General features: G+C 48.3%; 23 protein-coding genes. 16 read left to right on the top strand and 7 right to left on the bottom strand.

Features of this window, described 5'->3' with window-relative positions; genetic code table 11:
- The first annotated feature begins 14 nt into the window (after nt 1–14).
- From LA337_04445 to LA337_04465, 5 genes are all read left to right on the top strand, one after another.
- Nucleotides 15–1,451 carry a glycoside hydrolase family 32 protein gene (locus LA337_04445; protein UBI16951.1) on the top strand — a complete coding sequence of 479 codons (1,437 nt, stop codon included), beginning with the start codon at nt 15–17 and terminating at the stop codon, nt 1,449–1,451.
- 94 nt (nt 1,452–1,545) lie between these two features.
- Nucleotides 1,546–2,817, top strand: a complete 1,272-nt coding sequence (locus tag LA337_04450; GenBank protein UBI16952.1) for a hypothetical protein — start codon at nt 1,546–1,548, stop codon at nt 2,815–2,817.
- 14 nt (nt 2,818–2,831) lie between these two features.
- On the top strand, nt 2,832–4,325 hold the full coding sequence (locus LA337_04455; GenBank protein UBI16953.1) for a family 43 glycosylhydrolase: 1,494 nt from the start codon (nt 2,832–2,834) through the stop codon (nt 4,323–4,325).
- 12 nt (nt 4,326–4,337) lie between these two features.
- Nucleotides 4,338–5,351 carry a hypothetical protein gene (locus LA337_04460; GenBank protein ID UBI16954.1) on the top strand — a complete coding sequence of 338 codons (1,014 nt, stop codon included), beginning with the start codon at nt 4,338–4,340 and terminating at the stop codon, nt 5,349–5,351.
- Between the two features lie 45 nt (nt 5,352–5,396).
- The gene (locus LA337_04465) at nt 5,397–6,347 is read left to right on the top strand and encodes an aminoimidazole riboside kinase (GenBank protein UBI16955.1); all 951 of its coding nucleotides are present in this window, start codon (nt 5,397–5,399) and stop codon (nt 6,345–6,347) included.
- A 220-nt stretch (nt 6,348–6,567) separates the two neighbouring features.
- On the opposite strand, the gene LA337_04470 is transcribed toward LA337_04465, so the two are convergent.
- On the bottom strand, nt 6,568–7,017 hold the full coding sequence (locus LA337_04470; protein UBI16956.1) for a GNAT family N-acetyltransferase: 450 nt from the start codon (nt 7,015–7,017) through the stop codon (nt 6,568–6,570).
- Nucleotides 7,018–7,143: 126 nt separating this feature from the next.
- On the opposite strand from LA337_04470, the gene LA337_04475 reads away from it, so the two are divergent.
- Nucleotides 7,144–8,613 carry a PLP-dependent aminotransferase family protein gene (locus tag LA337_04475; GenBank protein ID UBI16957.1) on the top strand — a complete coding sequence of 490 codons (1,470 nt, stop codon included), beginning with the start codon at nt 7,144–7,146 and terminating at the stop codon, nt 8,611–8,613.
- Between the two features lie 190 nt (nt 8,614–8,803).
- Nucleotides 8,804–9,517 carry a GNAT family N-acetyltransferase gene (locus LA337_04480; GenBank protein ID UBI16958.1) on the top strand — a complete coding sequence of 238 codons (714 nt, stop codon included), beginning with the start codon at nt 8,804–8,806 and terminating at the stop codon, nt 9,515–9,517.
- 154 nt (nt 9,518–9,671) lie between these two features.
- Here the strand turns inward: LA337_04480 and LA337_04485 are convergent, their stop codons facing one another.
- From LA337_04485 to puuD, 4 genes are all read right to left on the bottom strand, one after another.
- A complete protein-coding gene (locus tag LA337_04485; protein ID UBI16959.1) occupies nt 9,672–10,952 on the bottom strand; it encodes an FAD-binding oxidoreductase in 1,281 nt (426 codons plus the stop codon).
- Nucleotides 10,953–10,954: 2 nt separating this feature from the next.
- A complete protein-coding gene (puuC, locus tag LA337_04490) occupies nt 10,955–12,442 on the bottom strand; it encodes an aldehyde dehydrogenase PuuC (GenBank protein UBI16960.1) in 1,488 nt (495 codons plus the stop codon).
- A gap of 138 nt (nt 12,443–12,580) precedes the next feature.
- Complete coding sequence (gene puuR, locus LA337_04495) at nt 12,581–13,138, bottom strand: HTH-type transcriptional regulator PuuR (GenBank protein UBI16961.1); 558 nt, start codon at nt 13,136–13,138, stop codon at nt 12,581–12,583.
- A gap of 25 nt (nt 13,139–13,163) precedes the next feature.
- Entirely contained in the window at nt 13,164–13,928 is a 765-nt protein-coding gene (gene puuD, locus LA337_04500; GenBank protein ID UBI16962.1) for a gamma-glutamyl-gamma-aminobutyrate hydrolase, read from the bottom strand.
- A 212-nt stretch (nt 13,929–14,140) separates the two neighbouring features.
- On the opposite strand from puuD, the gene LA337_04505 reads away from it, so the two are divergent.
- The 4 genes from LA337_04505 (at nt 14,141) to LA337_04520 (ending at nt 18,866) form a co-directional block, all read left to right on the top strand.
- On the top strand, nt 14,141–15,559 hold the full coding sequence (locus LA337_04505; protein ID UBI16963.1) for a glutamine synthetase family protein: 1,419 nt from the start codon (nt 14,141–14,143) through the stop codon (nt 15,557–15,559).
- A gap of 343 nt (nt 15,560–15,902) precedes the next feature.
- Entirely contained in the window at nt 15,903–17,291 is a 1,389-nt protein-coding gene (locus LA337_04510) for an APC family permease (protein UBI16964.1), read from the top strand.
- A 176-nt stretch (nt 17,292–17,467) separates the two neighbouring features.
- Nucleotides 17,468–18,058 carry a hypothetical protein gene (locus LA337_04515; protein UBI16965.1) on the top strand — a complete coding sequence of 197 codons (591 nt, stop codon included), beginning with the start codon at nt 17,468–17,470 and terminating at the stop codon, nt 18,056–18,058.
- 244 nt (nt 18,059–18,302) lie between these two features.
- Nucleotides 18,303–18,866, top strand: a complete 564-nt coding sequence (locus tag LA337_04520; protein UBI16966.1) for a DJ-1/PfpI family protein — start codon at nt 18,303–18,305, stop codon at nt 18,864–18,866.
- Nucleotides 18,867–18,914: 48 nt separating this feature from the next.
- Here the strand turns inward: LA337_04520 and LA337_04525 are convergent, their stop codons facing one another.
- Together LA337_04525 and LA337_04530 are read right to left on the bottom strand one after the other, a co-directional pair.
- The gene (locus tag LA337_04525; GenBank protein UBI16967.1) at nt 18,915–19,661 is read right to left on the bottom strand and encodes a class I SAM-dependent methyltransferase; all 747 of its coding nucleotides are present in this window, start codon (nt 19,659–19,661) and stop codon (nt 18,915–18,917) included.
- Nucleotides 19,662–19,671: 10 nt separating this feature from the next.
- Complete coding sequence (locus LA337_04530) at nt 19,672–19,929, bottom strand: YjhX family toxin (protein ID UBI16968.1); 258 nt, start codon at nt 19,927–19,929, stop codon at nt 19,672–19,674.
- A gap of 1,312 nt (nt 19,930–21,241) precedes the next feature.
- Between LA337_04530 and pepT the strand changes: the two genes are divergently transcribed.
- The 5 genes from pepT to LA337_04555 all read left to right on the top strand — a co-directional run bounded on the left by pepT (nt 21,242) and on the right by LA337_04555 (nt 26,972).
- Entirely contained in the window at nt 21,242–22,498 is a 1,257-nt protein-coding gene (gene pepT / locus LA337_04535; GenBank protein ID UBI16969.1) for a peptidase T, read from the top strand.
- Nucleotides 22,495–23,856, top strand: coding sequence for a C4-dicarboxylate transporter DcuC (dcuC, locus tag LA337_04540; GenBank protein ID UBI16970.1), 1,362 nt, complete (start codon nt 22,495–22,497; stop codon nt 23,854–23,856). Before pepT ends, dcuC begins: the two co-directional genes overlap by 4 nt.
- 297 nt (nt 23,857–24,153) lie before the next feature.
- The gene (locus LA337_04545) at nt 24,154–24,789 is read left to right on the top strand and encodes a DUF2913 family protein (GenBank protein UBI16971.1); all 636 of its coding nucleotides are present in this window, start codon (nt 24,154–24,156) and stop codon (nt 24,787–24,789) included.
- Nucleotides 24,790–24,880: 91 nt separating this feature from the next.
- Nucleotides 24,881–25,126, top strand: a complete 246-nt coding sequence (locus LA337_04550; GenBank protein UBI16972.1) for a hypothetical protein — start codon at nt 24,881–24,883, stop codon at nt 25,124–25,126.
- Nucleotides 25,127–25,412: 286 nt separating this feature from the next.
- Nucleotides 25,413–26,972 carry a methyl-accepting chemotaxis protein gene (locus tag LA337_04555; protein ID UBI16973.1) on the top strand — a complete coding sequence of 520 codons (1,560 nt, stop codon included), beginning with the start codon at nt 25,413–25,415 and terminating at the stop codon, nt 26,970–26,972.
- Nucleotide 26,973: the final 1 nt, after the last annotated feature.

Genomic DNA, 26,973 nt, shown 5'->3' on the forward strand with positions numbered 1-26,973 from the left:
TGAGAGTAAAGACGATGACATCCTTGTTAGAACAGACCGAACAGATGCTTGAAAAAGCACAAGCCGATATTAATCCGCGTTGGTATCCGCGGTATCACCTCGCTGCTCGCGCAGGCTGGATGAACGATCCTAACGGCCTGGTATGGTTTGATGGGTGGTATCATGCGTTTTATCAACATCACCCTTATTCTCCTGAATGGGGACCAATGCACTGGGGGCATGCTCGCAGCAAAGATTTGGTGCACTGGGAACATATGCCAGTCGCGCTGGCGCCGGAAGGTCCAGCAGATGTGGACGGCTGTTTCTCCGGCTCCGCCGTGGTGGATGGCGATACGCTGGCGCTGATTTATACCGGACATAAATTTCACGGTTCGCCAGACACAGACGACAATCTCTACCAGGTGCAGTGCCTGGCAACCAGTCGTGACGGTATCCATTTTGAGCGACATGGTATGGTCATTGATACACCGTCAGGGCTGCATCATTTTCGCGATCCGAAGGTATGGCGCGAAGGTGAGCGCTGGTACATGGTGGTCGGTTCCCGTGTGGAAAATACGGGGCAGGTTCGTCTGTATAGTTCATCCGATCTCCGTAAATGGCAAGACGAAGGGATATTTGCCGAGGCTGATGAAGGAATGGGATATATGTGGGAATGCCCTGATTTCTTTACTCTGGAAGGGAAGCGGGTGCTGATGTTTTCTCCGCAGGGGATCGCGGCGGAAGGTTATCGCAATCGCAACCTTTTTCAGAGCGGTTATTTACTTGGTGAATGGCAGCCCGGTCAACCATTCACCCATGATGGACAATTTATTGAGCTGGACCACGGTCATGACTTTTATGCTCCGCAAAGCTTTCTGACTCCGGATAATCGTCGCATTGTTATCGGTTGGTTGGATATGTGGGAATCGCCGATGCCTGAGCAGCAGGACGGCTGGGCCGGAATGTTGTCTCTACCGCGTGAACTGAGCCTTGGTGATGACTATCGGGTGAGGATGAAACCCGCTGACGAAGTCACCGCGCTGCGTGGCAGCTATTATCCAACACCCGCGTGTTGCCTGCGTAATCAGAAAGTCCTTATTACGGCTGATGCCGAAGCGGTCGAGGTACAACTGGTATGGGATCTGAACGCCTCTACGGCTGAACAGTTTGGTATGGCATTAGGGGATGGACTAAGAATTTACGCCGATAATCAAGCCCAGCGTCTGATAGTGGAGCGTCGCTATCCAGAATATTCGCTGGTAGGAACTCGCAGTATTCCGTTGCCAGCAGACGGTTTACTGACATTACGTATATTTATCGACCGCTCATCAGTAGAGGTATTTGTTAATGATGGTGATGCGTGCTTAAGTAGCCGAATATATCCTCACCCGGCCCAGCGCGATCTTTCACTGTTTGCGAATCATGGAGTTGCCACATTACAGCAAGCCGGATACTGGTCTTTAGATAAATAATATAGTCCCGATTCGCTTTACCTCTTACATTGTGAGCTTTTATTTGTGCCAGTCTTTGGCTGGCATATTTTGCCTAAAATAATGAGATAACGAAATGGATGAAATATTAATGCCTCACTATCGCGTTTCTGCGATGAATATCAAAAGGCTTATTTTAAAACAGAAGATACTAGCCTGTGTTATAACGTCAGTCACAGCGTTTTCCGCTATCGCTGAGGATAATACAGAACAACCAGTTACTTATACAGGAAACTATCAAAGCTATTTTCTGGATGAATCTGAAACCAACGTAACGAGTACATCGTCAACAATTAAAGGTAATGAGCAAACGTCACGTAACGCTGTAGGTAAAACGGCGCTGCCAACGACGTCGTCCAAGCCTGCAACGTTATCCGCAGCAACTGAAAATAAAACCTATGAGGTGAATGCGAATAATAAAGGAGATTCCCCAGAAGATGTCAGTCTGTTGCGTTTAAGGCAGGAAGATCCTCCTGTTCACTGGAACAGTATTGGCCGCAATATGGAGGCTGGTGGTCTACACGGAAATATTGGAACTCAGATAGAGATTGATGATGTTCGTTGGAGCGATAATAGGAAAAATAGTGGCAAATTCAAACTTGCCACTATTCAGGCTTTTTTAAGGCATGATGAGTTACCAAACTGGTACTTTGGTTTCTGGAACGCCCGCGAGGATAGCTATAAAGGTCAATTTAGTAACCAGGATTACAAGGGCACAAATACGATCAATGAGTTTTTTGTCGGTCATATTTTTGAAACCTGGCGCGGTAATATCGGTACGGAGGTTATGGTTGGTTCGGAAACAGCAACTAAACGTTGGAAAAATAGGTACAAAATCTGGCAAGATCTGCGACTGAGCAACAAATGGAGCCTGGCCGGTTACGCCTATGGTGAATACCAGCCGCAGGGCAACGAGCCGGGGAATGGCGATCTTGAGCAATATATTTTTGAAATCGAGCCTGCTATTCAATATCGCGTGAATCCCGATCTTGGTCTGTATTTGCGGCCCTATTATTACTATAACCGGCAGGAACGCGAGAGCTGGGGCGATATTGTAGAAGAAGAATGGAAGGTTACGGCTGGACTCTGGCGAAACTGGTATCCTCTGTTAACCTCCCTGTATTTAGGCTTCGGTCAGGACAAAATAGATAACGCCAGCAATGCTAAAGAAATTTTTTATGACGGTCGTTATAAATTCATTGGCGGTACCATCAGCTATCCAGTCTTTGGTGAAGTTCGATTATATGGTGAATTCAAAGCACAATTCACAAAAGAGTCCGGGCTCTGGACTTCTACCGGCCATTCGTGGAATCCCTTTACCGTGGTTGGCGTGAATTATAACTTCTGATATTCAGGTGTGATATGAAAAAAATAATATTAGTGGTATCTGCCGCTCTGTTGGCGCTTTCGCTTATCAATATGCCAGCCTGGTCGCAGCCGTCTAAAGAAACATTACACAATAAAAGTATTAGCTATGTTAATGATTTTTTTCCGCGGGTAGAAGGTTCTTTTATTGGTGACCCAATGCCTGTTTATAATGATGGTGAATTTGATATTTTTTATCTTAATGATGTGCGCGGTGGTAGCGATTTGGGGGTCCATGCTATTCATTTGCTATCGAGTACCAATTTATATAACTATCAGAACCATTCCGAGGTGATTCCTTACGTTAATGACGTTGACGACCCTGAACTATTATTAGGAACCGGTTCGATTGTGAAAGTTGGCGATACCTGGCATGCCTGGTATACCGCGCACAATGAAAATGTGTTTCCGGTTGAGTCCATTATGCACGCGACCAGTAAAGACCGTCTTCACTGGGTGAAACATCCACAAGATACGATCCTGCCAGGCGATAATTATCGCGGGAATGACTTCCGGGATCCTCATGTTGTTTGGGTCGAAGAAAAGAAAGAGTACTGGATGTTAATTACTACCCGTCGCGACGGGCGCGGTGTCATTGCCCGGTACAGTTCAACCGATTTGAAGAACTGGGAAGACCGTGGTGTATTTTTTGATAATGACACGATTACCAGTAACTCTAACCTCGAATGTCCGACACTGGTTTTCTTTAACGGACGTTGGTATCTCAGCTTTAGCGACCAATGGCCGCTACGCTTGACCCAGTACCGGGTTGCGGATAATCCTGATGGGCCGTGGCGAAAGATGGACAATTATGCGGTCGATGGCTCGGGGTTTTATGCGGGAAAACTGGCGCTTAAAAACGATCGTTTGTTTGTTTTTGGTTGGATCCCAACTAAGGCAGGAAGCAGTGACAGTGGTAACATTGATTGGGCTGGAAATTTGGTTGTTCATGAGCTCATCGCGGATGAGCAGGGGCAGCTCAAAAGCATCCTCTCGCAGGAACTTCAGACAGTCATTAATGACAACCCCGGTCCGGTGACCACCTTAAAAAGCGGTAAAATGCTAAAAACAGCAACACAGTTTGGTCCATTACAATCTGCGGTATACCCACCGCTGCCCAAACGAGGTGAGTTAAGTGCAACGATAGATATCCCCTCTGCCGGAATGGTGATGAGTTTTGGTCTGATTGACGACAGGGTGAGCGACGCAAAGCTCAACGTTGTGTTCAATAAGAGCAAAGGCAAGGTCTATTTTTTCAATGCACCACTTGCCTCTATTCATCAGGCGAACGCGGAGTCATGGGTAAATGTTTCTCTTGATGAGAAAATAGAGTTACGTGTTTTGCTTCAAGACTCAGTTGCTGTTTTTTATATAAATAACAAAGCCGCATTCAGTACCCGAATGTATTCCATGCCGGAGAAACCATGGAGTATTAGCCTGCCGCAAAATGATAATTTTCACGCCACATTGAAAATAAAAGAAATAATATAACGAGATATTACTATGAAAAACTATCATGCCCTGTCTGTTATTTTTGTTCTTCTGTTTCCGTCGCTGGCGAATGCGAGCATGAGCATCATGAAGGATGCATCGGGAAAAGTTATTGCTGTGGATCCATGGTCTTATCTGGATGAAGACGTGATGTGGACCTCAACCCGTTCCTCCAACCCCGCCGGTGGTCGTGTTCATGGTCAACTGAAAATGAAATATGCCATTGAGGACAATAACTGGCGTAACAGCCATTTCCACAGCGGAAATGATTCACTGACATTTGTACAAGGGGTGATGCGCCATGATGCGTTACCCGGCTGGTACTTAGCATTTTCTGAAGGTAGAACCACCAACTATAACGGGACATGGGAGGATCAAACATACCTCAGCCAAAATCAGTGGACTCAGTTGATTATCGGCCATGAATATTTCTACAAGCGTCTACGCTATGGCTGGGACGTCATGGGAGGAAGTTCTTCCATCGAGGATCGGTGGCAGGGACGTATCAAATTCTTTACCGATCTGCGTGTTACGGACAGCTTCTCATTCTTTAATTACCTGTATCAGCAGATTGACCATCGTCGTAATGGGGGGGCACAAAATGATCGGGATATACGTTCTTTTCAGATTGAACCTGGCGTTCAATACATTATTAACAATACCACCGGAGTTTGGTTCCGCCAGCAATTCGCTTCTGCAATTTTAGACCGCGCGCAATGGGGGGATATTGATGAAAAAAGTTGGACAACATCAGTCGGCGTCTGGCGTAACTGGGGTAAATTATCCACAACATTTAGCGGTGGATATGGGCATTATAAGAAAAATAATGCGCGGGATGAAGATGGAGAGGTATTCCAGAATACCCGTAACCGTTTTCTGAAATTGTCAGCAAATTATCCATTGACCTCTCGGTTTACGGTGTCCGGGGAGATTACCGGTTCGTTAATAAACCAGAGTGGCAGTTGGGTCACTAATGGTGATGCCATAACGACCGACTATAAGCTGATGCTGGATTATAACTTTTAACAGTCACGTTTAAATAAATGCGTTAATTATTGTTGAGGAAATACCATGAATATCTGGACGCTTGGCGATGCGGTGGTGGATCTTTTACCGCTTGCAGACATGCAATATCAAGCTTGTGCAGGAGGAGCGCCATTCAATGTGGCAATTGGTACTGCGCGTTTAGACAGACAAAGTGGTTTTATTGGCCGGGTTGGTGATGACGATTTTGGCCATTTTCTGAAAAAAACATTGTTCGATGCAGGCGTCTCAACCACAAGCCTTCAGTTGGATAATCAGCACCAAACCAGTACGGTGCTGGTCTCGCTGGGTAACGGCGGAGAACGCGGATTTACATTTTTAACTAATCCCTCCGCGGATCAATATTTAACACCCGCTGCGCTTCCAGACTTCAGCGACGATATTCTGCACTTCTGTTCCCTGGCTCTGGTTGCCGAGACTTGCCGTGATACATTGGCTACCGCAATCTGTCAGGTTAAGAAATGCGGCGGATTACTGAGTTTCGATGTGAATTTACGCGAACAAATGTGGCCTGATAAATATGAAATGCTCAAGGTGGTGCGCCAGTATTCTTCACAGGCTGACATTCTTAAGCTTTCAGAAGAAGAGTGGTACTGGATGACGGGTACACACGATTTTGCCCATGCGCTCGACGGCCTTAAAGCGCTTCCTGCACAATTGAAAGTTGTGACCTACGGAGCGCAAGGCGCAATGGTGCTTTGGCAGGATAATGTGATCCATTTCAACGGCTATACCGTCGATAGCATTGATACAACTGGGGCAGGGGATGCTTTTGTCGCCGGTTTGCTGGCATGGCTTGCAGACAACCGGATGCCAGAGTCCGTTGAGCAGCTCCACCAGGCTATCGCCTGGGCCAGTGGCTGCGGTGCGCTCGCGACAACCCGCAAGGGGGCGCTGACCGCACTGCCGAATATCGAAGCGCTGAATGCTTTTATTACGCAATGTCATCTACCGGACTACGAAATAAAAGACGTTTAAGCATAATAACGGCGAGTTTAATAATTTTAACTCTCTATGATCTTTGTGAATGTCCCCGCATCCATCATCGGATGGCGGGGATTTTTACTTTATTTTTGCCATACCGGCTCTTTACCTTTTTGATGCTTGATAGATACATCCTCTGAGTATATCTACTCAGAGGCTAATCTTTTATTTTTTAGTATTGAATAATTAATATTTGTCCTGAGTATTACTTTCCTCACATACGATATTCGATCATCCCGCTCTTTTTGGCAACCCAGTCATACAGTCGTTGTCCACGCAGGTTAGTTTCATGCGTGTGCCAGTATAATCTTGATGCGTGGTGATTCTGTGCTTGCTGTTGAACATACTCGATAAGTTGTTTCCCGATATGTTGACCACGAACCTCTTCACTAACAAATAGATCTTCGAGATAGCAATAATTTGATTCTGCCCAGGTTGAGCGGTGAAAGAGATAATGCACCAGACCTACTATTTTGCCATCATATTTCGCGACAGCACAATAAAGAGGTTCACTCGGCGTAAGGAAACGCTCCCATGTTAATTTTGTTACTTCATCTGAAATTTTAGTACGATAAAATGTTTGGTAATTTATCCATAAAGGAAGCCAGTTGACGTAGTCTTGCTGTTTTGCGGCTTCAATAGTAATACTGTTTTTGTTGTTCATATATCTCTCCTGATATTTTATAAGAATAATGTGTTAGGATGATGATCCTAAGGTTTTTATAAATTATCGTAAAGAGACACTTTTCATCTATTGATAGGATCCACTTTTAGCGTAAAGGTTAATACAATGAAAAAAAATAATGCACCTTTATTTCAAGGATTTGTTTTAGGAAAAGGTGTCGTGAAAGAACAAGTCTACCACACTCTTCGTGATCACATTCTTGCAGGCCGATTACCAGCAGGAACGAAGATGCCTTCAACCCGGGCGTTGTCCGAGATGATGTCAATTTCACGAAACTCAGTGATTGCCGGTTATGACCGGCTATTAGATGAAGGGTATATCCTGACCCGCAAAGGGTCTGGAACGTATGTCGCACACAATATTCCGGATCGGAGTATCAGCAATAGCTACCCAAATGTGCAGTCGGGGGGCGTCGTCGCGCCTGATGAACAGGTTCACAGCCGAGATAATCCTGTTCACGATTTATGGTCAAATGAGTATGAAGGGCGCGGCATGAACCGTCTATTCGCGGTTGGCGTTGGCTGTACGGATCTCTTCCCGCATGCATTATGGGGAAAGCTACTGCAACGGGTCTGGAGACAATCCCGACATCAACTGGGGGCTCATACTCATCCTTGCGGATACCTTCCTTTGAGAAAAGCAGTTTGCCACTACATTAAAACAACGCGTGGAGTGAACTGTAACGAAGAACAGATAATCATCGTAAATGGTATTCAACAGGCATTGAACATCACTGCACGAGCGCTGCTGTCGGCAGGAAATGAGGTTTGGCTGGATGACCCGGGTTACAAAGGCGCCCGAGGGGCTTTTATGTCTGTTGGCGCAATGGTGAGGCCGGTACCGGTAGATAGCGAAGGAATGAACGTCCGCTATGGTATTGATCATTTTCCTGACGCTAAGCTCGCCTACGTTGTTCCGTCGGATCAATACCCTTTAAGTGGAGCGTTAAGTTTCTCCCGGCGTTTTGAGTTGCTGGAATGGGCGAGGTCTAACCGGGCATGGATATTTGAAGATGATTATAATAGTGAATTCCGTTATGCCGATCGTTCTTTACAAGCATTGCAGGGATTAGATCAGAACCAACGGGTAATTTATGCCGGAACGTTTTCTAAAATGATGTATCCAGAGTTTCGTTTAGGTTTTTTAGTTGTCCCGCCAGGCTTACAAGAACAGATTATGGTGACGAAATATTTTACCGATCTCGGTACCAGCTATCTTGAGCAGGCAGTGATGGCCAATTTTATAGAGGATGGATATTATGCCAGCCATGTGCGTCGAATTCGCAAGGCGTGTTATGAAAGAAGAACTACGCTGGTCAGCGCCATTCACCAATATCTGGCTGATAAAATGATTGTCCAACCTTCGGACTCTGGGGTTCATATTGTGTGCTGGCTTCAAAACGGATTGACCGGAAATGAAGTCGAGGAGAAAGCCAGATCTCTCGGAATGGGGATACTATCACTGAGTCGTTATTATCAGGGAGATGTCTCGCGACAGGGAATTTTGATTGGTTTTGCTAATCATCCTTCTGAAGCAATTATTGATGGAATACGCCGTCTGGCTCAGGTTATTTAAATTATAGTGTATTCGGCTCTTATCATTAATGCTGTCGTGCGCTTTTTTGACTACGCCTAAAATATGATGTCTGTTTTTTGCACAATGAAATACTGTGGATCCGTAAAAAACACGCATTGTGGTTCTTTTGGTCGGGTTGGTTTGATCATATTCTGCGCGGGTTTAGTCCTGTTTTGTAAGAGGTGTGGATATGTCGGGCAGCTTTAATCAATTCCATCAACCCGTAGGTCAGTCTTTGTCTGACTGGAAAGGTGCTCCCTTTCCACTGGTTCAGCAAATGGCAGGTCGCTATTGCAAGCTTGAACGTATTAACGCCGAACGCCATGCAAAGGATCTTTATGAAGCGTACGGCGAAGCAAGCGATAATCGTGACTGGACATATCTGCCAGTTGGGCCTTTTGAAACATTTGATGCCTTCCTGGTTAATGTAAAAAAGATGGAAGAACAGACAGATCCAATGCATTTTGCTGTGATCGATTTAGTCAGTATGAAGCCTGTTGGTACGTTTGCACTGATGCGTATTGATCCCGCAAATGGTGTGATTGAGGTAGGGCATGTTTCTTACTCCGTTCGCATGAAGCGCACGCGAATTTCAACGGAAGTCATATCCTTGCTTTTAAAGTACGTTTTTGAGGATCTGGGCTATCGCCGTTTTGAATGGAAATGTGATGCCCTCAATGCGCCTTCCCGTAGGGCGGCAGAGCGCTTTGGCTTCAGTTTTGAAGGTATATTTCGGCAGGCTATCGTTACCCGCGGACGAAATCGTGATACCGCATGGTACTCAATCATTGACGGCGAGTACCCGATACTCCGTCCTGCCTACGATTTGTGGCTCGATGAGGGTAATTTCGATAGCCAGGGACGGCAGATTAAACGTCTTGGGGAACTGATGGAAAGGGGATAAAAGGCTCCCCGAATAAACGGGGTGATTTTGGCGGTGAAGATCACGCTGGCCAGGGTCAGTGAAGCGCACAAAAATCGCCACTGTTTTTCGCTTCCCAGGAATAAAAAAACGCACAGGGGGACCGCCCTGTGCGTCGGGTTTATCGCGGAAGAACTTAAACCCCAAGGCGATCGCGTAAGCTGTAGTATGCCGCCCCCATGGCGGTAAACGGAATGCGCAGGCTGCGGCCTCCCGGGAACGGGTAGTGCGGCAATTTGGCGAACGCGTCAAAGCGCTCGGCGTCCCCGCGCAGCAGTTCCGAAATCAGCCGTCCTGCCAGGTGGGTACAGGTCACGCCGTGACCGCTGTAGCCCTGCATATAGTAGATGTTGGTATCAAGACGCCCGAACTGCGGCATGCGAGACAGCGTTAACAGGAAATTACCGGTCCAGCGGTAATCAATTTTTACCCCCTGCAATTGCGGGAAGGTCTTCAGCAGTTTCGGCATCACCAGACGCTCAATATCGTCCGGATCGCGAGCGCCGTAGACTACGCCACCTCCGTACAGCAGGCGGTTATCGCCGGTCAGACGGTAGTAATCCAGCAGGTAGTTACAATCTTCCACACAGTAGTTTTTCGGGATTAGCGAGCGCGCCATCTCCGCAGACAGCGGTTCGGTGGTTAACACCTGCGTGCCGCACGGCATGCTGCTTTTTGCCAGCGCAGGCTCCAGTTTGTCACCGAGGTAGGCATTGCCCGCGACGATCACAAAGCGTGCCGTCACCTGACCTTTTTCCGTGCTGACCACCGCCGGGCTGGTGTGTTGAATTCGGGTAACCGGCGACTGTTCGAAGACGCGTCCGCCGTTCAGACGAATGGCGTTAGCTTCGCCAATCGCCAGGTTCAGCGGATGAATATGGCCACCGCTGTGGTCAAGCAGCGCGCCGACATAACGATCGCTGCTGACTTCGCGGCGAATTTCACTGCTGTCTAATAGCTCAAGCTGCGTGTTGCCGTAGCGTTCCCAGTTCGACTTCTGTTCTTCCAGCGTTTCCATCTGTTTGTGGTTCAGCGCCACAAACAGCCCACCGGGACGATAATCGCATTCGATCTGATAACGCTTGATGCGTTCGCGGATGATATTGCCGCCTTCAAACATCATGCTGCCAAGCATTTTGGCAGCATCCGGGCCGTAGGTGCGTTCGATGACGTCGATATCGCGACTGTAGGAGTTCACCAACTGACCGCCGTTGCGCCCGCTGGCCCCAAAGCCAATCCGCGCGGATTCCAGTAACACCACGTCGTAACCCATCTCGGCTAAGTGCAGGGCTGAGGAGAGACCGGTATAGCCACCGCCCACGACGCAAACATCACAGCTCACCGATTCGCTGAGGGTGGGAAACGGTTCGTACTGATTGGCGCTTGCGGCGTAATAACTGCTGGTATGTTCAGTCATGATTAAGACTCCAGGGAGATCCAGATGGTTTTCAGTTCGCTAAATTTTTCCAGCGCATGCAGGGACTTATCGCGTCCGTTACCGCTTTGCTTATAGCCGCCGAACGGCACGGTCATATCACCGTCGTTGTAGTTATTCACGAAGACCGAACCGGCCTTCAGGCGCCGGCTCATACGGTGGGCGCGCGACAAATCGCGGGTCCAGACCGCAGCGCCCAGGCCGTAGTCACTGTCGTTGGCCAGCGCCAGGGCTTCGGCTTCGCTGCTAAAACGGGTGACGACCAGTACCGGACCGAAGATCTCATCGCGGCTGACGTGGGTTTGCGGCGCGGTATCGACAAAAATAGTCGGGCCGATAGCCGCCGGATGTACGTGGCTGCGGCCATCCAGCGCCAGCGTGCCTTGCGCTTCACCGTCGCGAATAAAACCGTGCACGGTGTCGGCATGCGCGTTGTCGATAAGCGTGCCCATCGTGGTTTCCGGATCCAGTGGGTTGCCGGGCTGCCAGTTTTTCGCCTGCTCTTTCAGCAGCGCGATGAACTCATCGGCAATACTCTCTTCCAGCAGCAGACGCGTACCGGCGATACAGACCTGACCCTGGTTATAGAAGATACCTGCCGCAGCATTCGCGGCGGCTTTCGGTAGATCCGGACAGTCGGCAAACACGATGTTGGCGCTTTTACCTCCGGCCTCCAGCCAGACGCGTTTCATATTGCTGTCGCCAGCGTCTTTGAGCAGTTGCTTGCCGGTACGGGTCGAGCCGGTAAAGGTGATCACATCGACATCCGGATGCAGCGACAACGCCTGGCCCGCTTCGTGACCATATCCGCTAACAACGCTGAGAACGCCATCGGGCAAACCTGCTTTTTTAGCCAGCGCAGCAAGGCGAATGGCGGTCAGCGGTGATTTTTCGGAAGGTTTGAGGATCACGCTATTGCCGGCAGCCAGTGCCGGGCCAAGTTTCCAGCAGGCCAGCAGCAGGGGAAAATTCCACGGGACGATAGCCGCAATCACGCCCACCGGTTCGCGCACAATCAGCGCCAGATCGTTCACCGAGGTGGTGGCAACTTCGCCATAGACTTTATCTATCGCCTCGGCGTACCAACGGATGGCACGTGCGGCGCCTGGAATATCATCACGCAGGCTATGGCGAATCGGTTTACCGGTATCGAGCGTTTCCAGTAGTGCCAGTTCCTCGTGATGCTGCTCCATTAAATCGGCGAGTTTGTGCAGTACCGCTTTGCGCTCCGTGGGTGAGGCTTGCGACCAGTCCCCGCGTTCAAATACGGTACGGGCTGCGGTGACCGCGCGGTCCACATCCGCTTTTTTACCGCGGGCGACTTTAGCCAGTGGACGTTGTCCTGCCGGATCCAGCGTAATAAAGGTTTCGTTATCGGCGGCGGTACAATATTCGCCGTTAATAAATAAACGGGTTTCCGGCGAATAATGGTTGGCTTTCTCACGCCAATATTTAAGATTCTGAAAGTTCATAGCTACTCCTTTTATATCAATAAGATAAAGTTCGTTGCTGTTCTTTTTCAGGCAAAATCAGGCTGCACGATGCCCCAGGGATGTACCCTGTTAATGCGCGTTACTTAAGAAGGCCTGAGAAACTCAGGCCGCTACTTATTAGAAAGTGGTGGGAGTGTGGGCACTGATGATGCGGCAGATCCCTGCCGAGGTGTTGCTGAAACTATGAGGTATGCCGGTGTTTATGGCATAACTTTGTCCTGCAACCAGAGGATACGTTTGACCATTGACGGTCAGTATCACTTCACCTTCCAGTATTGTGCCAATCTCTTCACCCTGGTGTTTAATTCTCTCCCCGGTTGTCGTGCCTGGCTGATAGGTTTCAAACATCATTGCCAGCGTACGATTCGGATTTCCGTTGTGTACCAGCTTCATGGATACTCCCTGACTCCCGATCTCAATCAAATCTTCCTGATTGATAACCACCTGCGGTTCGTCAGGCTTTTCCGGTTCCGCGAAGAACTCGGAGAGCGACAGCCCATATACTTTCAATAGCTTTTGCAGCGTACTGATGGCAGGACTGACTTTATCCTGCTCTATGGTGCTGATGGCGCTATGCGTTAACCCAGACAGTTCGGCGGCACGACGCTGCGAAAGACCCAATTGCTGGCGGATCTCTGACAAACGTTTACCCGGCGCCAGGCCGTCATCGCTCATAATTGCATTTCCTTAACAGTAGTGGTCAGAGTCGCTGTTTTTCAGCGAGGTGGTTCTGACAAGCGGTGATAAAACCTTCAAGTAACAAACGCGACAGGGCGTATTCGCTACTGTTCCATTCCGGGTGCCACTGCACGCCGAGCGCGAAAGGATGGTCATGGACGCTGGCAGCTTCCACTAATCCATCCTGCGAGCGTGCTTCCACGCGCAGCAGCGGGCCAAGGGTTTTTGCGCCCTGTCCATGCAAGGAGTTAACCCAAAATGTGCTGCAACCTGGTATTAACTGAGATAGCAATCCTCCCTGTTGAACCTGGACTTCATGAGATGGCGCATATTGCTGCTCCACCGGGAGTTCTGCATCTTCACGATGTTCCAGGAACTGTGAGTGATCGCACAGGCGACGATACAGAGTCCCGCCAGTGGCGACAACTAATTCCTGTAAGCCCCGGCAGATGGCGAAAATGGGAATGCGCCTTTCGAGCCCGGCGGTAATTAGCGCCATGCTCAGAAGATCACGCCCGGGATCGGCGTCAGACTCATCGCCATTTTCACCATAGAGGTGCGGCTGCACATTGCTTGGGCTTCCTGGCAGGAAGATACCATCCAGTTTCGGTAACAGTGCGTTTAGCAATTCGGGTTCCGCGAGCGCATGGGGAAGCGCTATCGGTAATCCACCGGCATTTAATACCGCATTCAGGTACTTTTCTTGCAGAGTCTGGGTCTGGTGACCCTTAAGCCTGTTCCTGCACATCACGACACCAATAACTGGCTTGTCAAATATATTGCCCATGATCGACCTCACGTTTTGGAATAAATTATTGCCAAACGGTTCCTTGTTGCGCCATTCCGTTCATTATTTTCTCAATCTAGCAGCGGAATAACCTTCTAGCAAACTTAATTTAACATTTGGCAAACAATTTGTTTGCATCCAGAGTCGAAGAGTGGACATTATATTTAACAGTCAAATCACAGAACAGCTTACCAGGCCAACGGCGGTGAATCATGGAAACCAATATCGTAGAAGTTGAGAATTTTGTTCAGCATTCTGAAGAGAGACGAAGTAGCGCGTTTGCGCGTGAAGTTAAACAGTATCTGGAACGGTATCCCAATACGCAGTATGTGGATGTGCTGTTAACCGACCTTAATGGCTGTTTTCGCGGTAAGCGCCTTCCGGTTGCAGGATTACATAAGTTAGAGAAAGGCTGCTATTTCCCGGCATCCGTTTTCGCGATGGATATTCTTGGCAATGTGGTCGAAGAGGCTGGATTAGGCCAGGAGCTTGGCGAACCGGATCGGACCTGTGTTCCGGTGGCCGGCACGTTAACCCCTTCGGCCGCCGATCCGGAGTTTATTGCGCAGATGATGCTGACGATGCTGGATGAAGATGGCGCTCCCTTTGACGTTGAGCCGCGGAACGTACTTAACCGACTCTGGCAGAAACTACGCCAGCGCGGTCTGTTCCCCGTCGTAGCGGTAGAGCTGGAGTTCTATTTACTCGATCGTAAGCGCGATCCCGAAGGTTATCTGCAGCCGCCGTGCGCGCCGGGAACGGACGATCGTAATACCCAAAGTCAGGTTTACTCTGTTGATAACCTGAACCACTTTGCAGATGTGCTCAACGATATCGATGAACTGGCCCGTTTGCAGCTGATCCCGGCAGACGGCGCGGTAGCTGAAGCCTCCCCGGGGCAGTTTGAAATCAATCTCTACCATACCGATAACGTACTCGACGCCTGCGACGACGCGCTGGCGCTGAAACGCCTGGTACGGCTGGTGGCAGAAAAACACAAGATGCATGCCACGTTTATGGCAAAGCCTTATGAGGAGCATGCCGGTAGCGGGATGCATATCCACATCAGCATTATGAATAACAAAGGCGAGAACGTGCTGGCAGATGCGAATGGCGATGATTCCGCATTACTTAAGCGTGCGCTTGCCGGGATGATTGATCTGATGCCCGCGTCAATGGCGTTGCTGGCGCCGAACGTGAACTCTTATCGCCGTTTCCAGCCGGGGATGTATGTTCCGACCCAGGCTTCCTGGGGGCACAACAACCGTACGATGGCGCTGCGTATTCCCTGCGGCGATCGTGATAACCATCGGGTTGAATATCGCGTGGCGGGGGCGGATGCTAACCCGTACCTGGTGATGTCGACCATTTTGGCCGGGATCCTCCACGGTCTGGATAACGAACTGCCGTTGCAGGATGAGGTGGAAGGCAACGGACTGGAGCAGGAAGGGCTACCGTTTCCTATCCGCCAGAGCGATGCGCTGTGGGAGTTCATGCAAAATGACAATCTGCGTGAATTGCTCGGGGAGCGTTTTAGCCATGTGTATCACGCCTGTAAAAACGATGAGCTGATCCAGTTTGAACGCCTGATAACCGACACCGAAATTGAGTGGATGCTGAAAAACGCCTGACCGTTGTACAGGTCATTGAAAAAGAAGTCGCATCATGCGGGCTGAGCGGAGCCAGCCCGTAAAAATTGCAGGATCACCTGCCATTTCCCGGATGTCGCGTAACGGAGCGCGGGCGACAACGGGTCTTCAGATAACCGACAGAGTTTGTGACGAGGAAATGTGATGATGCCTATGTTTAAAAAACAGCCCCGCGTGAGCATCCATGGCTCCCGCAGTAAGTACGGACCGCTCCTGTGCGGTGCAACATTGACGCCTTTCTTATGGCTCTCCTCCCCGACACGACCCAGGTCTGCTGTACCCACGTTTCGAACGCAGATCAGGGCTCGTCGCGGGGAGGAACGCTATGTCGACTAATCCTTCTGCGGATCATGCTGCCCAGCCGGGCAAAGCACAGCTGCGAAAATCCCTGAAGCTGTGGCAGGTGGTGGTGATGGGGCTGGCCTATCTCACGCCGATGACGGTGTTTGACACCTTTGGCATTGTTTCGGGTATCAGCAACGGCCATGTTCCGGCCTCTTATCTGCTGGCCCTGGCGGGAGTACTGTTTACCGCCATCAGTTATGGAAAGCTGGTGCGCCAGTTTCCACAAGCCGGTTCGGCCTATACCTACGCGCAAAAAGCGATTAATCCGCATGTGGGGTTTATGGTCGGCTGGTCGTCACTGCTTGACTATCTTTTCCTGCCGATGATTAACGTCCTACTGGCGAAAATTTACCTTTCCGCGTTGTTCCCGGGGGTTGCGCCATGGATTTGGGTAGTGATGTTCGTGGCGATCCTCACCGCGGCCAATTTGAAAAGCGTTAACCTGGTGGCGAACTTTAATGCGCTGTTTGTCCTGGTACAGGTGGCGATAATCGTGGTGTTCATTTTCCTCGTGGTACAGGGGCTGCATAAAGGCGAGGGGGTAGGGACCGTCTGGTCGCTGCAACCGTTTATCAGCCAGAATGCGCATTTGATCCCGATTATCACCGGGGCGACCATTGTCTGTTTCTCGTTTCTCGGTTTTGATGCGGTAACGACGCTCTCTGAAGAGACGCCGGATGCCGCACGTACCATCCCAAAAGCTATTTTCCTCACCGCGCTGTACGGCGGACTGATCTTCATTGCCGCTTCGTTCTTTATGCAGTTGTTCTTTCCAGACATTAGCCGATTTAAAGACCCGGATGCGGCGCTGCCGGAGATTGCGTTGTACGTCGGCGGTAAACTGTTCCAGTCAATTTTCCTGTGTACCACCTTTGTGAATACGCTGGCGTCAGGTCTGGCGTCGCATGCCAGTGTTTCGCGTCTGCTGTACGTGATGGGCCGCGATAATGTCTTCCCGGAGAAGTACTTTGGCTATGTTCATCCGAAATGGCGTACACCCGCGCTGAACGTCATTATGGTCGGGATTGTGGCGCTGTCGGCCCTGTTTTTTGATTTGGTGACCGCTACGGCGTTGATTAATTTTGGCGCGCTGGTGGCCTTTACGTTCGTTAATCTCTCCGTGTTTAACCACTTCTGGCGTCGTGAAGGACGCAAGCATACCTGGCAAGAGAAGCTGCATTATCTGGTATTGCCGATGGTCGGTGCCGCCACCGTTGCCGTACTGTGGGTGAATCTGGAGGTGACATCGTTGACGCTGGGACTGGTATGGGCCGGGTTAGGGTTGGTGTATCTCGCCTGGCTGACCGGACGTTTTCGCAAACCGCCGCCGCAGTTTGATGCCGCGAAATCTGAGCGGGCCTGGGAGTGATGGGGAATAAATCAGACGACGAACCACATTGCTATTTCGGGTATTAACAACAGGGCGTGCCGTCAAGGGCGCCCTCGGCCGTAAAAAGAGATCCGGTATCGTTATTTCGTCGTAGAGAGATATAGCAGCAGGTTGGATAAACTTTTAATGCCATCCTTTTTCTCTTCGAGGTTCACATGCCAAATCATATTGATTTAGCACAAGTCAAAGCGATGAAAGTGGTTAATTATGCCACGTTGCGTGAAACGTTAAAATCAGGTGACCTTTTTTTCGCCTCCGGAGACTACCTGGTATCAAAAGCAATTGAAAAGATGACTGATTCACCATGGAGCCATGTGGGGATTGTTTTTGTTTTACCGCAAATAGATCGCGTGTTGCTCCTGGAAAGCGTGGAAGATATGGGGGTACGACTTGCTCCATTATCAAAATATCTATCTGATTATGATGATATTGGGAAACCTTACAAAGGCCGGGTTGTTCTCGCCAGGTATGATGCGTTGTCTAAGTCTGCCGTTGAGCAAGTAGCCGCTTTTGGTCTTAATGAACTAACCCGTCCATATGATAAAGAAGAAATAGCACGCATCCTTGCGAGGATAGCACTTGGGAAGGGAAAATCGAAAAAGGACAGGGAATACATCTGCTCCGAACTCGTCTACGCTTGCTTCAACAATGCCGGAATTAGCATTGCATATAATCCGAAAGGATTTATTAGCCCTGAGGATGTATGGCAGGATTCTCATATTTCTTTGATAAACAGAATATTGTAAAGGCCGCCATTATTCAGAATAGTATCTAATACTGGTGCAATCACGGCATCATTATAGAGATTAAAATGGGTTCAGCCGGCGGTGAATCATCACATGCCTGTATCTGATGGAGGGACAAGGATAACTACTTTCTGACGTCGGTTACGGCGTGTTCTGTTGTATTTATTAATGCCGTGAAATGCGTGGGCTATAGTAAAGATGGCCGTTATTTCTCATCATTAATAATCGAGAGCGGGGGATGTGAATGAAGAAGATACTGATGCTGGTCGGAGATTATGTCGAAGATTATGAAACGATGGTGCCTTTTCAGGCACTGCAAATGCTGGGCCATCGTGTTGATGCTGTCTGTCCGGATAAAAGCCAGGGTGACTACGTTCAAACCGCTATTCATGATTTTGATGGGGCGCAGACCTACAGTGAAAAGCCCGGGCATCGTTTTACGTTGAATGCGAATTTTGCCGAGGCGCGGGCCGCAGATTACGACGCGCTGCTGATCCCTGGCGGACGTGCTCCGGAATATCTCCGATTGAATCCGGATGTCATCAAGCTGGTGCAAGATTTCAACGCAGCCGGTAAACCTATCGCCGCGGTTTGTCATGGGCCTCAGCTGTTAGCGGCGGCGGGGGTGTTAGAAAATCGGACCTGTAGCGCCTATCCGGCCTGTGCGCCAGAGGTTCGTCTGAGCGGTGGACATTACGCAGACATCGGTATTGACCAGGCCCACGTTGATGGCAATCTGATTACCGCGCCGGCATGGCCCGCGCATCCGCAATGGCTGGCTAAATTTGTTGAAGTATTAATGAAGTAAGCCATGAGAAAGTCGGTACAACCTGCCTGGCTATACCGACTTTACCTATTACCTCTGCATAAGTGCGAACACGCCCCAGCCAATGTATTCACGGGTGAATGCAACGTGGCGTGCTGGTGAACCTCTCAGTTGTTCTCTGACTTCCGGGGCAAAGTCATCGTTCGGATTTGCCTCCAGCCACCGGCGCATCGTTAACCATTTTGCCGCCTCGTATCTGTCCCAACCCTCCTGGTCAGCCAGTACCATTTCAACCACGTCATAACCGAGCTGGTCGAAAGACGAAACGAGTTCCGGCAGAGAGAGGAAATCAGTCACTGACGTCGCGCCGCAAGTCTGGGCAATCTCCTCCGTTGCGGGCATCTGACGCCAGTATGGTTCGCCGATGAGTATGATCCCGCCGGGTTTGAGACTTTGTTCCAGCTGTCTGACCGTTCCGGCAACGCCGCCTGCAATCCAGGTTGCGCCAACGCAGGCGGCAATATCGAATTTTTCTTCAGCGATATAACCTGTTGCATCGGCATGAATAAAACGCACGCGCTCAGTGACGCCCAATTCTTTGGCTCGTAGAGTGGCTTGCTCACTGAACAGCATGCTCATATCGAGACCTACGCCGGAAATATTATGATCGCGTGCCCAGGTGCACAACATCTCACCCGATCCGCTGCCAAGGTCCAGGATGCGGGTGCCTGAGGCCATTCGCAAAGCCTGACCTAACGTGGCGTATTTCTGCGCGGTGAACGGATTATGAATGCGATGTGCGCTTTCGCTGATTGTAAAAATCTTCGGGATATCCATTTCTCTCTCCTTAGCGATTATCCAGTTGGGCGCGAACGTTGTTCAGCCCGGTAGTATTGATACGGTAGGGCTGACCATTGACGGATTTGATCAGCTTTTTGGTTCTGAGCTTTTTGAATACGTCGAGTGTGCAGTCGCAGAGAAGCAATCCTTCGCGGCTATAGCATTCGACGGAAGTGACGCGGCCTGAGGCATCGCGGACGTGAGCAATACGACCACCTTTGGCGAGAACGTGTAAGGTACGTTGTTCCTGACGGGATAAATTCATACTGGAAAACCTGTTTAATCATCATGTGCAAAACGTGCAAACACACAGCGGTGTCCGCATTCGATTTCGGCGCATTGATAACCAGTCCGGCCTGAAAAGGTCGGGAAGCTGATTATCAGATGATTACATTCTCCAGCATCAAAGCCTCGGGTTGAGTTAGAAGGTATTTACCTGCTGAATCATACCAGCAAGGAACAGCAGGGGGAATCTCCCTGTGGACGAAGTGTGATCAGTAACGAAAAAGTGTATTTTGCTTATTTAACGACTTTTTAATTCTTGTTATGTGAAAATGCGTTGATGTATCAATATAATTTAATATTTGAACATCGTAAATATCGTCATCGTTAGCCACGCAGCGTTGCTGTTTAATTATTATGACATCATTGATTAATGCGATTAAAGTTTTCTGTTGCTTGCTTTTTTGCTTTGATAAATACTTCTTGATTATAAAAGTGGTTTTAAATTAAATTTTTAATTTCATTGCTTTAAGAATTTTCTTAATGTTGCTAAGTGTGTATACTCGATCCTGCAAGAAGCTCTTCTGTTATCATTAAAACTATAAATATGTCCTTAACACCCGTATTACCTCTGCCATGAATCTCTTCTCAGGGGAGAGGTTTTTTTTGTATGTGGATAAATTTGTTAAGCACTTTGAATAAAATATTAATATTGTTGTTGGAGCCTTTTTAATAATGTCTTGTGAGATCTTTGCTTAACGGGTCTTGTAATATTGAAATAGTACCACTATGAACATATTCCATTGTGAATAGTATGGATCCACCTTAATTTATAGAGGTATTATATGATTTCTCTTATAACTAACTGTTTTTCATGATAATGAGAAAAGCGTGATTTTGAAGTAATTGTGATTTTGTTCACGGATTTTAGTGCGCTAACTGGCTATTTGTAGAGAAGTGCAAACGGTTGCATGTAGCTGTAACAGTATTCGTTCATTAAAAAAATATAGCGATGGTACGTCTTATACCGGTGCAGAATACAGGAATCTAAATGATTTCTATTATCTCTTAGGTATACGGATACTATTTATGACTTCTGTTAGCTCAACACCATGGGAAATAGCAGTAAAAACAGACAGGGAATATGATTTCATCAATCAGAAAGGAGTTTTTAATCACAGGTACAACCACTGGCCTTTTTATCTTCCTTTATATAAATCGTTGTCGTAGTGCCCATAAAATCAGCGTTCTGGGATGAACGCTGATTTTATTCGGTTCTCAGATTCATCAACCCGCGCTGCATGCTGGTCTTCTCTCGCAGTACCTCTTAAATGATACATTAAGGATCACCTGGAATGGATATTGTTGAACGCTTTATAAACTACACGAAAATCAATACCACGACATCAAGGGAAAACGGCGCTAATGGGATAATGCCTTCTTCCCCAGGTCAAATGGAACTGGCAAAACTGCTTGCAGCAGAACTTGAAGCATTAGGAATGGAAAACATTGAGGTCAGGGATACCGCTATTGTGACGGCAACCTTACCTGGCAATACCGATGACGCGATCCCGGTGGTCTCCTTTTTTGGTCATCTGGATACCAGTGCGGAACAGACCGCAGACACCAAAGCACAGCGTCTGCATTATCGCGGGGGGGATTTATGCCTGAACAAAGAGCTGAATATTTACCTGCGCGAAAGTGAATTTCCAGAACTGAAAAATTATATCGGTGATGACCTGTTGGTAACGGATGGAACCAGTCTGTTAGGAGCAGACGATAAAGCCGCCATCGCCGCAATTATGAATGCCCTGGAGTATCTGATTACGCATCCGGAGATTAAACATGGGCCGGTGAAAGTCGGTTTTGTCCCGGACGAGGAACAGGGCCTGCGTGGCGCAAAAGCGTTTGATGTTGCGGCATTTGGTGCTGATTTTGGCTATACCCTGGACTGCTGCGGTATCGGTGAGTTTGTTTACGAAAACTGGAATGCGGGTGATGCGGAAATCATCTTTACCGGGCAGTCCGCACACCCGATGTCGGCCAAAGGTAAGCTCAAGAACTCGCTGCTGATGGCGCATAAGTTTATTGCGATGCTACCAGGGGGAGAAGCGCCTGAGTATACGGAAGGGCGCGAAGGTTATTACTGGGTAAAACAGCTACAGGGTAACAGCGCCCGTACGGTCCTTAAGCTGGATATCCGCGACTTCAGTGAAGAAGGTTATAAGGCGCGAATGGCGTTTATCCGTCAGCTTGCCGTAAGCACCTGTGCGCTGTGGGGAGAAAACAGCGTGGTCTGTCATTTAGCCGATCGCTATCAGAATGTGTTTAATAGCCTGCAGGGTGATGCGCGCTATCCGATTGATATTGCATTACGCGCTTATCAGAAATGTGGCATTACCCCAGCCCCTGTCGCTATGCGTGGCGGGTATGATGGCGCGGTTCTGTCGCAAAAAGGATTGCCGTGCCCAAATATTTTTACCGGTGCTCATAACTTCCATTCAATTTATGAGTATCTGCCGGTACGTTCCTTACGGGCTGCCAGCGATGTCGTGGTGGCGGTCATTGAGGAAACGTATACTGAGTTCTCGCAGCGGAGAGCTCAGCCATGATTCAGGTGTTAATCGCGCTTCTGGTTATCGTGATGGTGGCGCGTCTGATTCTGAAAGGTTATCGCGCTGAACCTGTGCTATTTATTGCGGGCTTAGTTCTGATGATTTGCACCGCGTTAACCGGATGGGGGACGGTATTACCGAAGGGCGTTGCCAGTACGGGGATTTCCTTCCTTGATCCTTTCGAGGTGATGCGCGATCTCTTCAGCACCCGTGCCGCCGATCTCGGCCTGATGATCATGGCGTTAATGGGATTTGCGCATTACATGGACCACATCGGGGCAAATGAAGCGGTCGTGCGCGTCGTCACGAAACCCTTACGGACGCTGCGTTCACCCTATGTGCTGCTCTTTTTCTCCTACCTGCTCGCCAGCCTCCTGCAGTTGGCCATTCCTTCAGCAACCGGGCTTGCCGTATTGCTGATGGGGACGATGTTCCCCATTATGCTGGGATTAGGGCTTTCTGCGGCTTCGGCTGCCGGGGTTATTGCCACTTCGCTTGGCGTGGCTTACACCCCGACGGCAATCGATGCTATCCGGGGCTCTAAAGCGGTCAATATGGATGTGGTGGAATATGTTGTCTACCACCAGGGACCCGCCGCGCTGGCAACGGTTCTGGTCGTCGGCGTTTGCCATTTTTTTTGGCAGCGACATTGTGACCGTAAAGCGGGGACGTTACCACGGGAAATCAGTAGCGCTGAGGTGACTGACTCAGGAAAAGCTCCGGCATTTTACGCGCTGCTTCCGATGCTACCAATTCTGATGGCAGTGGGATCATCCGAGATGTTCGTCAGCGGTATTAACCTGAATATTATCACCATTGTCCTCATTTCAATGGCAATCTGTATGCTGATCGAGTGGTTGCGGGTGCGTGATTTAAAGTCGGTATGCGAAGGATTCAGCCATTTCCTTAAGGGAATGGGCACTGCGTTTACTGGCGTGGTTGGACTGTTGGTGGCGGCGGGGGTTTTTGCTCATGGCATTAAGGTTATCGGTGCGATCGACCAACTTATACTGATGGCTGAACACGTGGGGTTACCACCGTTTGCCATGGCGGTGGTATTTGCGTTGGTGACGCTGGCCGCGGCTATCATTATGGGCTCGGGAAATGCGCCATTCCTCGCCTTTGTTGAGCTCATCCCGCAAATCGCCGCCAGCATGGGGGCTAATGCTGTTGCCATGATCCTGCCGATGCAGCAGGCATCGCATATGGGACGGGCAATTTCACCGGTATCCGGCGTGGTGATTGCCGTTTCCAGCGGAGCCAAAATAACCCCATTTGATGTGGTGAAACGGACCGCCGTGCCGTTGATCGTAGGTTTTGTTACTCATACTCTGATCATCGGTATTTTCTATTAACAATTGCAGGCACAGGCAAACCTCCGATTCATTGAATCTGGAGGTTTTCTGGTTTGATATGTTGTTGCATTGATTGCTGGTAATTATTATTAGCTTTCAGCTTTATTGAGCTATTCTTATTATTTGTGGTCAACCTTTCAACTATTAATGATTAATAAAGATAATGTGTTTCAGGGTTCTTTTTTTACATTGAAATATATTAATCTGGATCATATTTTGAGGTTTTTAGTTGTAGTACTTTTTAAATGGAATGATGCAAGGTTGACATGAAATAATGATTTATTTGGGCAGGTTTCAGTGGTAAAAGATTCAGGAAAAGTTAGTACGTTACGACACCATTATCAGGATGACCTGGAAGCGTTTACCTGGAGTGCATTAGTTGCAATCGGTATTGCAACACAGGATCGTAAGATTAACTCTAAAATGTCAGAACATCTTTTTATTATGCATTGGCTGGCCATCGCTAAAAAAAGAAAACTCTTTTCAAGGAGTATCGTCAATGAGCTTCAGTGGTTAATTGATGAAGGAAAGAAAAAAAGCATCAATGCACAGCTTAAATTTAAAATAGAATACCTGTACTCGACTTCGAGTGGTGATGTAACAATGCAAAACGACTATTTTAAGTTTACTCATACGATCGAGGTATTGAGAAATAATGGCTGGGAAAGTTTTTTGCTTACGCCGGAAAAATGGCGAGATCTGCATGAAAAAATTAAGGTAAGAGACGGTAATTTTATTTTTATGGATGACACCAGACTTCAGGAGTGCTTTGGCATTCAGGGAGAGATTGTTAACCCCTTCTGTATCCGGGTGTATGGTGATGTTGAGTTTGCAAAGTTAACTTTCATCAAACATAACCTCGCAGTTGAATTTGTAAAGCACATATCGAATGAGTTTTACCACTTCCATTTTCTTCAGGTAAGTAATGCTTAACTGACGAACTGAGCAGTGTGCTGATAATTCGAACAATGTATTGTTCTACATATCAATGTATCGGATATAAACCACGCGCCAAGGATAGCGAATGTTTACGCGAAAGTTAGCGATCGGCAGTGAATGGATTAGGTTGTCTAATATTCCAGACAACGTATCCATTTCTTTTCGGGGCGTTCTCGAGATAGCGGAAAGCACAGGTACGCCAGATGGCAGTACGCCTTTATTACGCTTAGAAAATGAAATGGCGCCAATCACCGTTGATTCGTTGTCCTGGGTGCGGGTTCCGGGCGATAGACAGGCAGAGGTTACCGTCTATATTCGCTGCCTGGTTTAAGTCAGATAACGCCAACTCAGCTATTCTCAATGGCTTGTTGGCGTTCAATTTGCGTATCATTTTATTATCCATAAATAATATTAATGTGGGTTTGTTCTGGTTTTATTTATCCCTGCTTGAGATATATGCGGCCGGCCGCAGAGTGTGGGATCGTGCAACTAATTTATGACGAGAAAGCCAGCAAAAATACGTTCTGATAATTAACCATTTTACAGGTTAAGGTATTTCTTTGCGGGTCGATAACAATTAGGTCGTGGATGAACTTTATTGTTATGGAGATGTTCAAATGTTAAAGGATATGAGGATTAAAACCAGTCTGTTATTATTGCTGTTGTTATTCACTTTTATGCAGTTTTTTTCTAATGGATTTGAGCTCATCGATCTCAAAGAGAACCAAAAAAGTACACTTTTACTGCATAATGTCATTAAGGAACAGGATGCATTGCATCAGGTTGCTGAGGCTGTTTATAAAATAAGAGGGGGACTTGATAATATTCAGTTGAATAATGTGTCTGATACCCAACAAACATTGAGCCAGGCGCAAGAGGAGATTGGTAAAGCCAGAAAACAGTTCAATAATTTCTGGGACATACCAGGTTTAACCGCTGATGATCCGCAGATCGGTAAAGCTATCAGGGCAGCATTTGAACAACAAATGAATGCGGCACAAAAACATGTTGATAAATTAAATGAGATGATTTCTACCGGCAGTATTGTGGATACACAGGTAACTATCGAGCCTGAACTGCTTGCTATTCGCAAAAACTTTGATAGCCAGGTGGAGAATTATTACAAATCAACACTGTTGGTCGGTGAAAAGATCGTAGAACAGACCCACGTTCAGTTTAATAATTCAGTACTGAAGGTATCTGTGATCCTGATGGTAACAGTACTTATCTTTTTTATCTGCAATATCTGGATGAACCGGACAATCATTCGGCCATTAAATATCGTGTCTGAGCATTTTTCACGGATTGGCAAAGGCGATCTGAGTCATCCGGTTAAGGTATCGGGTAATAATGAGATAGGTCTGTTGTGTTTGAATTTACAAAATATGCAGAACGGTCTGCGTGAGACGGTCAGCACCATTCGCGATGGCGTCGAATCGATTAATACGGGTATGCAGGAAATTGCTTCCGGTAATTCAGACTTATCGACCAGAACGGAGCAGCAGGCGGCGGCAGTAGTGGAAACAGCTGCCAGCATGGAACAGATTTCGGTAACGACAAGAAATAACTCCGATAAGTCCCACCAGGCATCTGCCATGACCAGTGAAAGCACAGAAATGGCCCTGCGCGGCGAGCGTTTGATGAGTGAGATGGTCGAGAAAATTCACCTGATCAGCATCAATGCGCAAAGCGTAAACGAAATATCACATGTTATTGATAGTATTGCGTTCCAGACCAATATCCTGGCGTTAAACGCCGCGGTTGAAGCAGCACGCACAGGTGAATCCGGGCGTGGGTTTGCCGTTGTAGCCAGTGAAGTCAGAACCCTTGCCCAGCGTAGCGCCGCCTCGGCGAAAGAGATCAGTGAACTGGTAGCCAAAGCGGCAATCAGCGTCAAAGAAGGCGTTGAGATAGCTGAAAATAGTGGGGTCATGATGGCGGATCTCGCCAAAGCGATACGCAACATCAACGTATTAATGGAAGATATCTCCGGCGCATCAGGAGAACAAAGCCGTGGTATTGAACAGATCCGGGTCGCGGTAACGCAGATGGAGCAAGTGACTCAACAGAACGCATCGTTGGTTGAGGAGATTGCCGCCACGACAGGCAGTGTGGAAGAGCAGTCGGCCATGCTGTCCGAGGCGGTGGCTGTGTTTCAGGTGGAAGAAAAATCGTAGC

Origin of the sequence: Citrobacter europaeus (genome assembly GCA_020099315.1) — a bacterium.
Classification (GTDB): domain Bacteria; phylum Pseudomonadota; class Gammaproteobacteria; order Enterobacterales; family Enterobacteriaceae; genus Citrobacter; species Citrobacter europaeus.

What these genes read in the sequence shown, in the direction of transcription:
- LA337_04510 (UBI16964.1), top strand. Translation starts at nt 15,903, where the DNA reads ATGTCGACTAATCCTTCTGCGGATCATGCTGCCCAGCCGGGCAAAGCA.
- LA337_04530 (UBI16968.1), bottom strand. Translation starts at nt 19,929, where the DNA reads ATGAATTTATCCCGTCAGGAACAACGTACCTTACACGTTCTCGCCAAA.
- LA337_04505 (UBI16963.1), top strand. Translation starts at nt 14,141, where the DNA reads ATGGAAACCAATATCGTAGAAGTTGAGAATTTTGTTCAGCATTCTGAA.
- dcuC (UBI16970.1), top strand. Translation starts at nt 22,495, where the DNA reads ATGATTCAGGTGTTAATCGCGCTTCTGGTTATCGTGATGGTGGCGCGT.
- LA337_04525 (UBI16967.1), bottom strand. Translation starts at nt 19,661, where the DNA reads ATGGATATCCCGAAGATTTTTACAATCAGCGAAAGCGCACATCGCATT.
- LA337_04470 (UBI16956.1), bottom strand. Translation starts at nt 7,017, where the DNA reads ATGAACAACAAAAACAGTATTACTATTGAAGCCGCAAAACAGCAAGAC.
- LA337_04485 (UBI16959.1), bottom strand. Translation starts at nt 10,952, where the DNA reads ATGACTGAACATACCAGCAGTTATTACGCCGCAAGCGCCAATCAGTAC.
- LA337_04445 (UBI16951.1), top strand. Translation starts at nt 15, where the DNA reads ATGACATCCTTGTTAGAACAGACCGAACAGATGCTTGAAAAAGCACAA.
- LA337_04475 (UBI16957.1), top strand. Translation starts at nt 7,144, where the DNA reads ATGAAAAAAAATAATGCACCTTTATTTCAAGGATTTGTTTTAGGAAAA.
- LA337_04460 (UBI16954.1), top strand. Translation starts at nt 4,338, where the DNA reads ATGAAAAACTATCATGCCCTGTCTGTTATTTTTGTTCTTCTGTTTCCG.
- puuR (UBI16961.1), bottom strand. Translation starts at nt 13,138, where the DNA reads ATGAGCGATGACGGCCTGGCGCCGGGTAAACGTTTGTCAGAGATCCGC.
- LA337_04455 (UBI16953.1), top strand. Translation starts at nt 2,832, where the DNA reads ATGAAAAAAATAATATTAGTGGTATCTGCCGCTCTGTTGGCGCTTTCG.
- LA337_04520 (UBI16966.1), top strand. Translation starts at nt 18,303, where the DNA reads ATGAAGAAGATACTGATGCTGGTCGGAGATTATGTCGAAGATTATGAA.
- LA337_04465 (UBI16955.1), top strand. Translation starts at nt 5,397, where the DNA reads ATGAATATCTGGACGCTTGGCGATGCGGTGGTGGATCTTTTACCGCTT.
- LA337_04450 (UBI16952.1), top strand. Translation starts at nt 1,546, where the DNA reads ATGGATGAAATATTAATGCCTCACTATCGCGTTTCTGCGATGAATATC.
- LA337_04515 (UBI16965.1), top strand. Translation starts at nt 17,468, where the DNA reads ATGCCAAATCATATTGATTTAGCACAAGTCAAAGCGATGAAAGTGGTT.
- puuD (UBI16962.1), bottom strand. Translation starts at nt 13,928, where the DNA reads ATGGGCAATATATTTGACAAGCCAGTTATTGGTGTCGTGATGTGCAGG.
- LA337_04555 (UBI16973.1), top strand. Translation starts at nt 25,413, where the DNA reads ATGTTAAAGGATATGAGGATTAAAACCAGTCTGTTATTATTGCTGTTG.
- LA337_04550 (UBI16972.1), top strand. Translation starts at nt 24,881, where the DNA reads ATGTTTACGCGAAAGTTAGCGATCGGCAGTGAATGGATTAGGTTGTCT.
- puuC (UBI16960.1), bottom strand. Translation starts at nt 12,442, where the DNA reads ATGAACTTTCAGAATCTTAAATATTGGCGTGAGAAAGCCAACCATTAT.
- pepT (UBI16969.1), top strand. Translation starts at nt 21,242, where the DNA reads ATGGATATTGTTGAACGCTTTATAAACTACACGAAAATCAATACCACG.
- LA337_04480 (UBI16958.1), top strand. Translation starts at nt 8,804, where the DNA reads ATGTCGGGCAGCTTTAATCAATTCCATCAACCCGTAGGTCAGTCTTTG.